This window comes from Streptomyces sp. NPDC050211, from assembly GCF_040656035.1.
In the GTDB taxonomy this organism is placed as follows: Bacteria; Actinomycetota; Actinomycetes; order Streptomycetales; family Streptomycetaceae; genus Streptomyces.
The window spans coordinates 309,679-322,558 of the sequence record NZ_JBFALC010000003.1 but is presented as its reverse complement, the minus strand read 5'-3'; the positions used below and the strand labels follow the sequence as shown (position 1 = coordinate 322,558).

Genomic DNA, 12,880 nt, shown 5'->3' with positions numbered 1-12,880 from the left:
GGGGGAGCCAGCAGTGACCAACATCCCGGAGACCGGCCGGACGCCACGCGTGCAGATCCGGCTCGTCGTCATCCAGATCCTTGTCCTCTCCCTGCTCGGCACCCTCGGCGGACGCCTGTGGTACCTGCAGATCCGCGAGGGCGACGAGTACGCCAAGGAGGCGTCCGGCAACCACGTCCAGCAGGTCGTCCAGCCCGCCGTACGCGGCTCGATCCTGGACGCACGCGGAGTCGCCCTCGCGGACAACGAGACACGGCTCGTGGTGTCCGCCTCGCGCACCGAACTGCTGAAGATGAAGGACGACGGCAAGGCCGTCCTCACCAAGCTCGCGGGCGTCTTGGGCATGAAGCCCAAGGAGGTCATGGACAAGGTCCGGCTGTGCGACGCGAAGACGCCGCAGCCCTGCTGGAACGGCTCGCCGTACCAGCCGATCCCGGTCACCGACGAGGCCACGCCCCGCCAGGCCCTGCAGATCCGTGAGCGCACCGAGGACTTCCCCGGCATCACCGCCGAGCCGCAGGCCGTACGCCGGTACACCAGCCCCGGCGCCGCCAACGCCGCGCAGGTCCTCGGCTATCTCTCCCCGGTCACCGACGAGGAGATCACCAAGGCGCAGGACACCGACTCGCCCTATCTGCGCTCCGACCAGGTCGGCCGCTCGGGCCTGGAGCGCGCGTACGACAAGGAGCTGCGCGGCAAGGCCGGCGTCACCCGCTACGAGGTCGACAACCTCGGCCGCGTCATCGGCCAGGCCGAGGCCGACGAGGCCCAGCCCGGCGACAACCTCGTCACCAGCATCGACGCCCGGGTCCAGCGGGTCGCCGAGTACGAGCTGAACGAGGCGATGAAGAAGGCCCGCGACGTGTTCGACGACAACACCGGCGAGAACTACAAGGCGGACTCCGGTGCCGTCATCGTGATGGAGGCCAAGACCGGCCGCCTCGTCGCCATGGCGTCCAACCCGACGTACGACCCGAACGCCTGGGTGGGCGGTATCTCCGCCAAGGACTACACGCGGCTCACCGGCAAGTCCTCCAACTACCCGCTGCTGAACCGGGCCATACAGGGTCAGGCCGCGCCCGGCTCGATCTTCAAGGTGGTCTCCACGGCCGCCGCGGTCGAGGCCGGCTACCCGTTCGACGGCAACTACGACTGCTCCAGCTCCTACTCCGTCGGCGGCCAGGTCTTCAAGAACTTCGAATCGCAGAGCTACGGCCCGATCGGCCTCGGCCGGGCCCTGGAGGTCTCCTGCGACACCGTCTTCTACCGGCTCGCGCACAGCGAGTGGCAGAAGGACGGCGGCATCAACCCCAAGAAGGGCGAGCCCAAGGACTACTTCTACAAGGCCGCCCACCAGTTCGGCCTCGGCAAGGAGACCGGCATCGACCTGCCCAACGAGGTCACCGGCCGCGTCCCGGACCGCCAGTGGAAGCAGTCGTACTGGGAGGCCAACAAGGACGCCTGGTGCAAGACGGGGAAGAAGAACGGCAGTTACGTCGAGAAGATCTCGTACGAGAACTGCCTCGAGGGCAACAAGATGCGCGCCGGTGACGAGATCAACTACTCCATCGGCCAGGGCGACACCCTCGTGACCCCGATCCAGATGGCCACCATCTACGGGGCCATCGCCAACGGCGGCACCCTGTACGACCCGACCGTCGGCAAGGCGATCATCAGCGCCGACGGCAAGACCGTCTCGCCGATCAAGCCCAGCGCGCACGGCAAGCTGCCCGTCAGCCGGAAGACGCTCGCCGAGATGAACGAGGCCCTGGCCGGCGTCGCCACCCGCGGTACCGCTGCCTGGCGGTTCGGCGGCTGGCCGCAGGACAAGATCCCGATGCACGCCAAGACCGGTACCGCCGAGGTCTACGGCAAGCAGACGACGTCGTGGTTCGCGACGTACACCAAGGACTACACGGTCGTCATGACGATCTCCCAGGGTGGTACGGGTTCCGGCGCCTCGGGTCCGGCCGTCCGCAACATCTACGACGCGCTGTACGGCGTCTCCGACGACGGCCAGATCAACCCGAAGAACGCGCTGCTGCCGACGCCGCAGAAGAGCCTGCCGAAGATCAAGACGGACGGTTCGATCACCGCGCCCAAGGTCAAGGGGGACCCGGCGAAGGAGCAGCAGGCCAGCCAGAAGGGGGAGGCCGAGCCCGACGAGACCCAGCAGGCGGCGACCGTGCAGACGCCGGCCACGGGCAACCGTGACACCCGCAGGAGGCAGCGGCGTCTCAGGAGGCGCACATGACCGGCAACAGCTTCTCCGTCTCCGGGTACGGGCCCAAGCGCGCGGGCTGGACCCGGCTGTTCGCCCGTGACTCCCTCGCCCGCCGGCTCGACTGGCCGATACTGCTGTCGGCCATCGCGCTGTCGCTGATCGGCGCGGCCCTCGTCTACTCGGCGACCCGCAACCGCACCGAGATCAACGAGGGCGACCCGTACTACTTCCTGGTCCGGCATCTGCTCAACACCGGCATCGGCTTCGCCCTGATGATCGGCACGGTCTGGCTCGGCCACCGCACCCTGCGCGGGGCCGTGCCGATCCTGTACGGCCTCTCGGTGTTCCTGGTGCTGCTGGTGCTCACGCCGCTCGGCGCGACCATCAACGGCGCCCACGCCTGGCTCGTCCTCGGCGCCGGATTCTCGCTCCAGCCCTCGGAGTTCGTGAAGGTCACGATCATCCTCGGCATGGCGATGCTGCTGGCGGCACGGGTGGACGCGGGCGACAAGCAGTACCCGGACCATCGCACGGTCTTGCAGGCCCTCGGCCTGGCCACCGTGCCGATACTGATCGTGCTGCTCATGCCCGACCTCGGCTCGGTCATGGTCATGGTGATCATCGTGCTGGGCGTGCTGCTGGCCTCCGGCGCCTCCAACCGCTGGGTCTTCGGGCTGCTCGGCGTCGGTGTCGCGGGCGCGATCGCGGTCTGGCAGCTGGGGGTGCTGGACGAGTACCAGATCAATCGCTTCGCCGCCTTCGCCAACCCGGAGCTGGACCCGGCGGGCGTCGGCTACAACACCAACCAGGCCCGTATCGCGATCGGTTCGGGCGGACTGACGGGCTCGGGCCTGTTCAACGGCTCGCAGACCACCGGCCAGTTCGTGCCGGAGCAGCAGACCGACTTCGTGTTCACGGTCGCGGGGGAGGAGTTGGGCTTCCTCGGCGGCGGCCTGATCATCGTGCTGCTGGGCGTGGTGCTGTGGCGCGCGTGCCGGATCGCCCGTGAGACGACCGAGCTGTACGGCACGATCGTCGCCGCCGGGATCATCGCCTGGTTCGCCTTCCAGTCCTTCGAGAACATCGGGATGACGCTCGGGATCATGCCGGTGGCGGGACTGCCGCTGCCGTTCGTGTCGTACGGCGGTTCATCCATGTTCGCGGTGTGGGTGGCAGTGGGACTGTTGCAGTCGATTCGGGTGCAACGGCCCATGTCGGCGTAAGTCATTCAACCTCCCGGAACCCTGGCGTTCATTCGTGATTCACCTCCTGTAGGCACTGTCATCTGATCCCGACTGCCACTAGATTCGGTCCATGGCGGACACGAAGCGCGAAATCGAGCGCAAGTATGAATCCGACGAGAGTGGTCTGCCCGACCTCACCGGCGTCGCCGGAGTCGCGGCCGTCATGGACAAAGGTGTCGCCGAACTCGACGCCACCTACTACGACACGGTCGACACCCGCCTCGCGGCGGCCTCGATCACCCTGCGTCGCAGGACCGGCGGCTCGGACGCCGGCTGGCATCTGAAGTTCCCGGTCGGCCCCGGGGTCCGTGACGAAATCCAGGCCCCCCTCTCCGACACCCTGCCGCGCACCTTCGCCGGGCTCGTCCGCTCCCGCGTCCGGGACGCCGAGCTGGTCCCCGTCGTCCGGCTCCGCTCCGCCCGCGACGTACGCGACCTCCTGGACGCCGACGGCCGGCTGCTCGCCGAGGTCAGCGTCGACGCCGTACGCGCCGAGCGGCTCACCGAGGGCGGCGGCACCGCCCAGTGGACCGAGATCGAGGTGGAACTCGCCGACGGCGGCGACCCGGCCTTCCTCGACAAGGTGGAGAAACGACTCCGCAAAGCGGGCGTACGACCGTCCGCCTCGCCCTCCAAGCTGGCGCGCGCTCTGGCCGACACGGCCCCCAAGAAGAAGCGGCGCAAGGAGAAGCAGGCCCCCGCGACCGCCGCGCCCCGGACCGCCGGGGACCATGTGCTGGCCTATCTGCGGGCCCAGCGGGACGCGATCGTCGAGCTCGACCCGGCCGTCCGGCGCGATGTGTACGACTCCGTGCACCGCCTGCGCGTCGCCACCCGCCGGATGCGCAGCGCCTTCAGGTCGTACGGCAAAGTCCTCGACCGCACCGTCACCGACCCGATCGGCGACGAGCTGAAATGGCTCGCCGGCGAGCTGGGCGTCGACCGCGACCAGGAGGTGCTGACCGAGCGCCTCACCGCCGCACTGGACGAACTGCCCAGGACCCTGCTGTCCGGCCCCGTCCGGACCCGGCTGCGCACCTGGTCGCACGCCCGGCGCGGCGGCTCCCGGCGGCGGCTGATCGCCGTACTGGACGGGAAGCGGTACCTCGCACTGCTGGAAACCCTCGACGCCCTGATCGCCGACCCGCCCCTGCTGGCAGCGGCGGCCGGCAGTCCGGAGAAGGTGATCGGGAAGGCCGTACGCAAGGACTTCTCGAGGGTGTCCGAGCTGATCGAGGAGGGCCTCGCTCTGCCGTCGGGCCATGACCGCGATGTCCCGCTGCACGAGGCGCGGAAAGAGGCGAAGCGGACCCGCTACTCGGCCGAGTCCGCGGTCCCGGCCCTCGGCGATCCGGCCGCCGCCCTGCTGAACTCGATGAAGTCCCTGCAGAACCTGCTCGGCGACCACCAGGACAGCGTGATGGCCCGGGAGGCGCTGCGGGAGCTGGCGCAGCAGGCGCACGCGGCGGGGGAGAGCGCCTTCACCTACGGGCTGCTGTACGGACGTGAGGAGCAGCGCGCCGCCGCGGACGAGGCGGAGCTGCCCGGACTCTGGGCCGAGATCAAGGCCCGGACGGACAGCTGGGTGGGCGGGGGAGGTCGTCGGCCGCGTTAGGCTGGATGGTCACCCCCGTCAGTACCGTCCAGCCCACGAAGGTTCGCGAGATGCCCTCCGAAGTCGCTGCGGCCGCAGAATCCGTGTTCCCGCAGCTCGAAGCTCTGCTCCCACATGTGCAGAAGCCGATCCAGTACGTCGGCGGAGAGCTCAACTCCACGGTCAAGCCGTGGGAGTCGTGCGACGTCCGCTGGGCCCTGATGTACCCCGACGCGTACGAGGTCGGGCTGCCCAACCAGGGCGTCATGATCCTCTACGAGGTCCTGAACGAACAGCAGGGCGTCCTCGCCGAGCGCACCTACAGCGTCTGGCCGGACCTGGAGGCGCTGATGCGGGAGCACGACGTCCCGCAGTTCACGGTGGACAGCCACCGGCCGGTGAAGGCCTTCGACGTCTTCGGCCTCTCCTTCTCCACGGAGCTCGGCTACACGAACATGCTCACCGCCCTGGACCTGGCGGGCATCCCGCTGGAGTCGAAGGACCGCGGCCTGGACGACCCGATCGTCCTGGCCGGTGGCCACGCCGCCTTCAACCCCGAGCCGATCGCCGACTTCATCGACGCGGCGATCATCGGCGACGGCGAGCAGGCCGTGCTCGACATGACGCGGATCATCCGCGAGTGGAAGGCGGAGGGGCGTCCCGGCGGCCGCGAGGAGGTCCTCTTCCGCCTCGCGAAGACGGGCGGGGTGTACATCCCGGCCTTCTACGACGTCGAGTACCTCCCCGACGGCCGCATCGCCCGCGTCGTCCCCAACAAGTCGGGTGTCCCGTGGCGTGTGTCCAAGCACACGGTGATGGACCTGGACGAGTGGCCGTACCCCAAGCAGCCCCTCGTCCCGCTCGCGGAGACCGTCCACGAGCGCATGTCGGTGGAGATCTTCCGCGGCTGCACCCGAGGCTGCCGCTTCTGCCAGGCGGGCATGATCACCCGCCCGGTCCGTGAGCGCTCGATCACGGGCATCGGCGAGATGGTGGAGAAGGGCCTGAAGGCGACCGGCTTCGAGGAGGTCGGCCTGCTGTCCCTGTCCTCCGCGGACCACTCGGAGATCGGCGACATCGCGAAGGGCCTCGCGGACCGCTACGAGGAGGACAAGATCGGCTTGTCCCTCCCGTCGACCCGTGTCGATGCCTTCAACGTCGACCTGGCGAACGAGCTGACGCGCAACGGCCGCCGCTCCGGCCTCACCTTCGCCCCCGAGGGCGGATCGGAGCGCCTGCGCAAGGTCATCAACAAGATGGTCTCGGAAGAGGACCTGATCCGGACGGTGGCGACGGCGTACGGCAACGGCTGGCGTCAGGTGAAGCTGTACTTCATGTGCGGCCTGCCGACGGAGACGGACGACGACGTCCTCCAGATCGCCGACATGGCGATGAACGTGATCCAGAAGGGCCGCGAGGTCTCGGGCCAGAACGACATCCGCTGCACGGTCTCGATCGGCGGCTTCGTCCCCAAGCCCCACACCCCCTTCCAGTGGGCCCCCCAGCTCTCCGCCGAGGAGACGGACGCCCGCCTGGAGAAGCTCCGCGACAAGATCCGCGGCGACAAGAAATACGGCCGCTCGATCGGCTTCCGCTACCACGACGGCAAGCCGGGCATCGTGGAGGGCTTGTTGTCCCGCGGCGACCGCCGTATCGGCGCGGTCATCCGCGCGGTCTACGAAGACGGCGGCCGCTTCGACGGCTGGCGCGAACACTTCTCCTACGACCGCTGGATGCAGTCCGCCGACAAGGCGCTGGCCCCCTTCGGCGTCGACGTCGACTGGTACACCACCCGCGAACGCACCTACGAGGAAGTCCTCCCCTGGGACCACCTGGACTCGGGGCTCGACAAGGACTGGCTCTGGGAGGACTGGCAGGACGCCCTCGACGAGACGGAGGTCGAGGACTGCCGGTGGACGCCGTGCTTCGATTGCGGGGTGTGTCCGCAGATGGACACGTCCATTCAAATCGGGCCTACGGGGAAGAAGTTGCTCCCGCTGACGGTGAAGAAGTAGGTATGCCCACCGTTTGAGGGGCGCGGTCAGACCTGTGCCAGGCCTCCGTCGGCGAACCAGTCGACGCCGTTGACGAAGCTGGAGGCGTCCGAGGCCAGGAAGGTCGCCACGGCGGCGATCTCGTCCGGGCGGGCGATTCTGCCGAGCGGAATGGCCGAGGCGAGCTGGTGGTCCGGGCCTACGGCGCCGAGCAGGCCCGGGGTCTCGGTCGGGCCGGGGCTCAACACGTTGACCCGGAACTTCCGTTCCTGCGCGCTGCGCGCCCAGCTGCGCACCAGGTTGCGCAGCGCTGCCTTCGATGCGCCGTAGATTTCCATGCCCGGTGCGGGGCGGAGGCCGTCGGTCGATCCTGTCACCATGATCGAGGCGCCGTCCGACAGCAGGGGCAGCGCCTTCTGGACGGTGAAGATCGTGCCCTTCACGTTCGTGCCGAAGGTGGCGTCGAGGGCTTCCTCGGTGATCTCACCGAGACGCTGAGGGACGGTGCTGCCGGCGTTGGCGACCAGCACGTCGATGCGGCCCGCCTCCTCGCGTACGACCGAGTAGAGGGCATCGAGGTCCGCCTGCACCGAAACGTCGGTCCTCACACCGGTGGCCGCCGGCCCGATCTCAGCGACGGCCGCGTCGAGCGGCTCCTGACGGCGACCGGCCAGGAACACCCGTGCCCCCTCCGCGGCGAACCGCCTGGCGATGGCAAGCCCAATGCCGCTGCTGGCTCCGGTGACCACCGCCACCTTGCCTGCGAGTACTTCCGTCATCACGCGCCCGCCTCTCAATTCTTGACTGGTTCGTCCATAACGCTAGACCGTTATGGACGAACCAGTCAAGAATGGGTAGGCTGCCTCCATGGCACGGCCCAGGAAGTTCGACGAGCAGCAGGTACTGGACACTGCCCGGGAGCTGTTCTGGTCGGGCGGTTACGCCGCCACGCGCATGGAAGACATCGCCGAGGCAACGGGGCTCGGCAAAGGCAGCCTGTACGGCGCGTTCGGCGGGAAGCAGGAACTGTTCCACCGCGTGTTCGACGATTACTGCGGCTCCGTCGTCGATGCGGTGAGCCGGCAGTTGAGCGGCAGCGACGCGGACGCCTACGCGCGGCTGTCCGCCCACGTGTACGCGGTGGCCGCGGCGACTGCCGCGGACACCGCCCGCCGCGGATGTCTGCTCGCCAAGGGCACCGCCGAACTGGCCGAACACGACGAGACGGTGGCCAAGCGGGCGCACGCGGCCATCGAGGCGCTGCAGACGCTGCTGGAGCGCGACATCGCGGCCTGTCAGCGCAATGGCGACATCGCCGCCGACGCGGATCCGGGAAAGCTGGCCGCGCTGGTGCTCGCCGTACTGCGGGGCATTGAAGCGCTGGGCAAGGCCGGAGCGAGCGAGCAGACGCTGACCGATATAGCCTGCACGGCCCTTGCGGTACTGCCCCGCCCCGCTGACTGAGCTCGTCGGTGACGGGCGGGCGGACTGCTCGGCCGTTTAGAGGCCCGCGCGGGTGAAGGTCACGTGGGTGACTCCGGTGGGCGAGGAGGCGGACTCGATCTTGTAGTCCTGCTCGGTGGCCTCCAGTCCGTCCCAGAGGCGGACGCCTCGGCCGAGCAGGATCGGGGTCACCACGACGTGCATGTGGTCGATGAGGCCGGCGGCGAGGAAGTCGCGGATCACGGTGGGGCCGCCGCCGATGCGTACGTCCTGACCGTCCGCGGCCTCGCGGGCCGTCTCGAGTGCCTTTGCGGGCGAAGTGTCGAGGAAGTGGAAGGTCGTGCCGCCCTCCATCTCGATCGACGGGCGCGGGTGATGGGTGAGGATGAACGTCGGTGTGTGGAACGGCGGGTTGGGCCCCCACCACCCCTTCCAGTCCGGGTCCTCGTGCCATCCGGGGTAGCCGAACTTGCCGGCGCCCATGATCTCGGCGCCGACCCCGGGCTCGAACTGCCGCGCGAAGGCGTCGTCGAGGCCGCGGGTTCCGCCGGGCCGGCCGGTCATGTTGTGCCAGAACCCGGTGGTGAACATCCACTCGTGCAGCCTTTCGCCGGCGTGGCCGAACGGTGCGTCATGGCTCTGACCGTCACCGGTGCCGAAGCCGTCGAGGGAGATGGAGAAGTTGTGGACACGGGCGAGCGACATGGCTGGTGCTCCCTTGCGTCAGCTTTCGTTGTGTCAGCTTTCGGTGTGTCAGCTCTTCATGAAGCGATGATGGCCGTCCCGGTGCCATGACGTCTAATGTCATTTATTCCCAGGTCTCATAGATAAACTTAATCCATGCTGAACCTGACGCATCTCAAGGTGCTGGAGGCGGTCGCCCGTCATGGATCGGTGACCGAGGCGGCGAAGGAGCTGCACTACTCCCAGCCGTCGGTCAGCCACCACTTGGGGCGGCTGGAAGCAGCCACCGGAGCCAGGCTCATCCAACGAGCGGGCCGCGGTATCCGGCTCACCCCCGAAGGCGAACTCCTCGCCCAACGGGCGACAGAGATACTGGGACGCGTCGACGCCGCGTCTGTCGAGCTGGCCGCCCGCGTGGGGCTTCGCGCCGGACGGGTACGGCTCGCCGGTTTCCAGACCGTCCTCAGCACGCTCGTACCGAAGGCCGCCGCCGAACTGTCCCGGTCGTACCCGGGAATCGAGCTGAACCTCGTCGATGCCCACCCCGTCGAGGGCCTGCAGATGCTGCGTTCCGGAAACGTCGACATCGCCTTGATCTTCCGGCACGCCGACACTCCGCTGGAAGAGGAGGGAATCCGGCTCACCCACCTGCGGGACGACCCCCTCTACCTCATCAGCGACCAACCCCATCCGCGTCTCGAAGACCACCGTGACTCCGCCTGGGTCGGCGGCTGCGAACGCTGCCGAGCCGCCACGGTCACGGCATGCGAACGCGCCGGCTTCTCCCCACGCATCGCCTACTCCTGCGACGACACGGTCGTCACCCAGGCACTGGTGGCCGCCGGGATGGGTGTCGCCATACTCAACGGACTCGCGTTGCAGGCTCACCGGGCGCCGGGCATCCACACCACACAGCTCACCGGCAACGCCCGCCGGATCTACGCCGCCACGTACGGCGACCCACCGGACCCACCCGCCACCACCGCGCTGATCGAGATCCTGACCTCACAGTCCCGGGTACCGGACCGGGACCCCTCCCGTCAGTGAGCGCATAGCGTCCGCAAGGTGGCAGATCTCGGACGTCGGGGAGCGCTTGTGCTTGCGCTGGGTGGGGCAGTGGCGCTCTCCGCGTGCAGGCAGGGTTCGAGCGGCACCGATGGCGACAAGGTCCGTACGGACGTGGCACCACTGGAGCGCCGGTTCACCGCGCTCGGCCCACTGTCCGACGCTCATTGGCTGGGCATTGTCATGGGCTCCGACTCACGGGTGCAGGCGCCGGGCCCGACGGATGTGCGTGTCGTCGGCTTGGCGCGGCTGAGAGCGGGTGGCGTCGCCACACTCGTAGGGGCGCCGCAGTGGGACTTTCAGCCCGCCGAACCGGACCAACCGCCGGGTGTCCTCGCGCAGTTCATACCGAAGGGCGCAAGGTGGGTCCGTAGCGAGTCCTTTGACAGTGCGATGGCGAGCGATGCCGACCACGGCACGTTCTCCTTCGATCCGGGTACGGACACCGTCTACTTCGACACGATCAACCCGAGTCCTGCCTCCAGCTCCGGCCCGTGATGCCTACTGCATCCGAACGGGGCGATGCAGCGTCTACGCAGGTATGGATCTCGAGAAGTCACCCCCGCCGCAGCAGCAGAACCCCGAGGGGTGCCTTGTCGTCGCGATTCGGATACCCGTACGGATCGTGGTGCTGGTGCTGGTCGTGCCCGTACGGATGGTCTGGGACGGGCTTGTCGTCGCCGGGCGGTTCCTGAACGACACGGTGTTCCGGCCGCTCGGGCGGGCGTTGCTGTGGGTGGGGCGGGCGGTCTTCGTGTGGCCGTTCGTCGGGTTGTGGCGGTATGTCGTCGTGCCCCTCGGCAAGGGGCTGGCATGGCTCGGGAACGTGCTCGTCGTCGTGCCGTGTGTGTGGGCGTATCGGTACCTGCTGACTCCGGTCGGGCACGCGATCGTCTGGGTGGCCCGGGGGATCGGAGCCGGGCTCGCGTGGATCTACGTACGGCTGCTGACGCCTCTCGGACACGGGATCATGTGGGTGCTCAGGGGCATCGGGATGGTGCTTGCCGCCGTCGGGGCCGGTGTGTACGGCGTCGTGGCCTGGCTGGTGCGGTATCTGCTCGTCGTACCTGCTCTGTGGCTGTACGAGTGGGTCCTGACGCCCGTCGGACGGGCCACCGCGTGGTGCGTGACCGGGCTCGTCCGGGTCATCGGCGCGGCCCTCTACTGGACCGCGCGGATTCTGTTCGTGCTGCCCGCCCTCGGATTGTGGCGGTACCTCCTCGTGCCCGTAGGCCGGGTGCTCGCCGTCATCGGGCGGGAGGTCGGGGAGGCGCTCGGGCATGCGTGGCGGGTCGCGGGGCGGATCTCGCGGGCCGTGGGGCGGTTCCTCGGGACGCTTCTGCGGTGGATCTTCGTCGAGCCGGTGCGGTGGGTGTACCGGAGCGTGCTGACGCCGGTGGGGCATGTGGTGCGGGACGCCGTGCTGCGGCCCGTCGCCGAGGCCGCGCGCGGTGTGGGAAGGGTCGCCCGGCACGCGCTGGAATCCGCGCGGGAGTCCGTGCGGCAGGCCAGGGCCGACGTCCGGCAGATGCTGTTCGGCCGGCCGCGGGAGCGGGAGGAGGTCGTACGGCGGGAACCTGCGGCCGCCGAGACACGTACTCTTGGTAGCAGTACGACCGCTCTCACGAAGGACTGAACGACACTGGGCAAGCGACAGCCCGAAGGCCCGCCGCCCGCACCCGCGGTGCAGCGCATCCGACTGCGCTACACCAAGCGCGGCCGCCTCCGGTTCACCAGCCACCGTGATTTCCAGCGCGCCTTCGAGCGTGCGCTGCGCCGTGCCGAGGTGCCGATGGCGTACTCGGCGGGGTTCACGCCGCATCCGAAGGTGTCGTACGCCAATGCCGCACCCACCGGCACGGGCAGTGAGGCGGAGTACCTGGAGATCGCGCTCACCGAGGCGCGCGACCCGGAGAAGCTGAGGGTTCTGCTCGACGAGTCGATGCCCACCGGGCTCGACATCATCGAGGCGGTCGAGTCCCGCACCTCGGGGCTCGCCGACCGGCTCACGGCATCCGAATGGGAGCTGCGGCTCGACGGAGTGGACCCGGCCGACGCCGAGCGCGCGGTCCGGGCCTTCACCACCGCCGAGTCCGTGGAGGTCCAGCGGAGAACCAAGAACGGCGTACGGACCTTCGACGCCCGCTCGGCGGTCGTCAGCCTTGAAACGCACAGTTCGGCAGCTGATAGGCCGACCGACCAGCCCTGTGCGATACTGCGGCTGGTTGTTCGGCACGTGACGCCTGCCGTACGACCCGACGACGTCCTGTCCGGTCTCCGCGCCGTGGCCGACCTGGCGCCGCCGGTCCCCGCAGGGGTGACCAGGCTGGCGCAGGGGCTGTTCGATGAAGAGACCGGCACGGTGACCGACCCGCTCGCGCCCGACCGCGAGGCAGACACGGCCCCCCCATCGGCCGAACCATCGTCTGCCGCCGCGAAGGCGCCGGCGTAAGGAAGGTTCCGCGTAGGACGGACGTCGTAGCGCCGCCCTGGTACTCGGGAGCCACCTGGGTCGGGCAGCGCACCGACCACAAGACTTTCGCCAGGCCGTACGCAAATCGGCGTACGGAACCGGCGAGACAGGACACAGAGAGCTCCCGAGCGGCGCCCGCGCCCCGGACGGCGGCACCGC

11 protein-coding genes are annotated in these 12,880 nt (G+C 69.0%); 9 read left to right on the top strand and 2 right to left on the bottom strand.

Annotated elements, in window-relative coordinates; all coding sequences use genetic code 11:
• Window positions 1–13: 13 nt before the first annotated feature.
• From mrdA to AB0I98_RS05375, 4 genes are all read left to right on the top strand, one after another.
• Window positions 14–2,254, top strand: coding sequence for a penicillin-binding protein 2 (mrdA, locus tag AB0I98_RS05390; RefSeq protein ID WP_362935599.1), 2,241 nt, complete (start codon window positions 14–16; stop codon window positions 2,252–2,254).
• Window positions 2,251–3,447 carry a rod shape-determining protein RodA gene (gene rodA / locus AB0I98_RS05385; protein WP_362935596.1) on the top strand — a complete coding sequence of 399 codons (1,197 nt, stop codon included), beginning with the start codon at window positions 2,251–2,253 and terminating at the stop codon, window positions 3,445–3,447. Before mrdA ends, rodA begins: the two co-directional genes overlap by 4 nt.
• A 91-nt stretch (window positions 3,448–3,538) precedes the next feature.
• The gene (locus tag AB0I98_RS05380) at window positions 3,539–5,083 is read left to right on the top strand and encodes a CYTH and CHAD domain-containing protein (protein WP_362935593.1); all 1,545 of its coding nucleotides are present in this window, start codon (window positions 3,539–3,541) and stop codon (window positions 5,081–5,083) included.
• A 50-nt stretch (window positions 5,084–5,133) separates the two neighbouring features.
• Window positions 5,134–7,077 (top strand): TIGR03960 family B12-binding radical SAM protein, encoded by a 1,944-nt coding sequence (locus AB0I98_RS05375; RefSeq protein ID WP_362935590.1) that lies wholly within the window; start codon window positions 5,134–5,136, stop codon window positions 7,075–7,077.
• Window positions 7,078–7,103: 26 nt separating this feature from the next.
• Here AB0I98_RS05375 and AB0I98_RS05370 read toward each other — a convergent pair whose 3' ends face one another.
• Complete coding sequence (locus tag AB0I98_RS05370; protein WP_362935587.1) at window positions 7,104–7,835, bottom strand: SDR family oxidoreductase; 732 nt, start codon at window positions 7,833–7,835, stop codon at window positions 7,104–7,106.
• 88 nt (window positions 7,836–7,923) lie between these two features.
• Here AB0I98_RS05370 and AB0I98_RS05365 point away from each other — a divergent pair, with 88 nt between their 5' ends.
• Entirely contained in the window at window positions 7,924–8,520 is a 597-nt protein-coding gene (locus AB0I98_RS05365; RefSeq protein ID WP_362935584.1) for a TetR/AcrR family transcriptional regulator, read from the top strand.
• Between the two features lie 36 nt (window positions 8,521–8,556).
• Here the strand turns inward: AB0I98_RS05365 and AB0I98_RS05360 are convergent, their stop codons facing one another.
• Window positions 8,557–9,204: a dihydrofolate reductase family protein gene (locus AB0I98_RS05360; RefSeq protein ID WP_362935581.1), complete on the bottom strand. Its 648-nt coding sequence runs from the start codon at window positions 9,202–9,204 to the stop codon at window positions 8,557–8,559.
• Window positions 9,205–9,339: 135 nt separating this feature from the next.
• On the opposite strand from AB0I98_RS05360, the gene AB0I98_RS05355 reads away from it, so the two are divergent.
• From AB0I98_RS05355 to AB0I98_RS05340, 4 genes are read left to right on the top strand one after another with little or no spacing between them, the layout of a single operon-like run.
• Window positions 9,340–10,230, top strand: coding sequence for a LysR family transcriptional regulator (locus tag AB0I98_RS05355; RefSeq protein WP_362935578.1), 891 nt, complete (start codon window positions 9,340–9,342; stop codon window positions 10,228–10,230).
• 18 nt (window positions 10,231–10,248) lie between these two features.
• The gene (locus AB0I98_RS05350) at window positions 10,249–10,746 is read left to right on the top strand and encodes a hypothetical protein (protein ID WP_362935575.1); all 498 of its coding nucleotides are present in this window, start codon (window positions 10,249–10,251) and stop codon (window positions 10,744–10,746) included.
• 43 nt (window positions 10,747–10,789) lie between these two features.
• The gene (locus AB0I98_RS05345; protein ID WP_362935572.1) at window positions 10,790–11,884 is read left to right on the top strand and encodes a hypothetical protein; all 1,095 of its coding nucleotides are present in this window, start codon (window positions 10,790–10,792) and stop codon (window positions 11,882–11,884) included.
• A gap of 48 nt (window positions 11,885–11,932) precedes the next feature.
• Window positions 11,933–12,700 (top strand): TIGR03936 family radical SAM-associated protein, encoded by a 768-nt coding sequence (locus AB0I98_RS05340; RefSeq protein WP_362935569.1) that lies wholly within the window; start codon window positions 11,933–11,935, stop codon window positions 12,698–12,700.
• The last annotated feature ends 180 nt before the right edge of the window (window positions 12,701–12,880 follow it).

Excerpts from the sequence above, each read along its gene's own strand:
- rodA (WP_362935596.1), top strand. The coding sequence starts at position 2,251 with ATGACCGGCAACAGCTTCTCCGTCTCCGGGTACGGGCCCAAGCGCGCG.
- AB0I98_RS05380 (WP_362935593.1), top strand. The coding sequence starts at position 3,539 with ATGGCGGACACGAAGCGCGAAATCGAGCGCAAGTATGAATCCGACGAG.
- AB0I98_RS05375 (WP_362935590.1), top strand. The coding sequence starts at position 5,134 with ATGCCCTCCGAAGTCGCTGCGGCCGCAGAATCCGTGTTCCCGCAGCTC.
- AB0I98_RS05370 (WP_362935587.1), bottom strand. The coding sequence starts at position 7,835 with ATGACGGAAGTACTCGCAGGCAAGGTGGCGGTGGTCACCGGAGCCAGC.
- AB0I98_RS05365 (WP_362935584.1), top strand. The coding sequence starts at position 7,924 with ATGGCACGGCCCAGGAAGTTCGACGAGCAGCAGGTACTGGACACTGCC.
- AB0I98_RS05360 (WP_362935581.1), bottom strand. The coding sequence starts at position 9,204 with ATGTCGCTCGCCCGTGTCCACAACTTCTCCATCTCCCTCGACGGCTTC.
- AB0I98_RS05355 (WP_362935578.1), top strand. The coding sequence starts at position 9,340 with ATGCTGAACCTGACGCATCTCAAGGTGCTGGAGGCGGTCGCCCGTCAT.
- AB0I98_RS05345 (WP_362935572.1), top strand. The coding sequence starts at position 10,790 with ATGGATCTCGAGAAGTCACCCCCGCCGCAGCAGCAGAACCCCGAGGGG.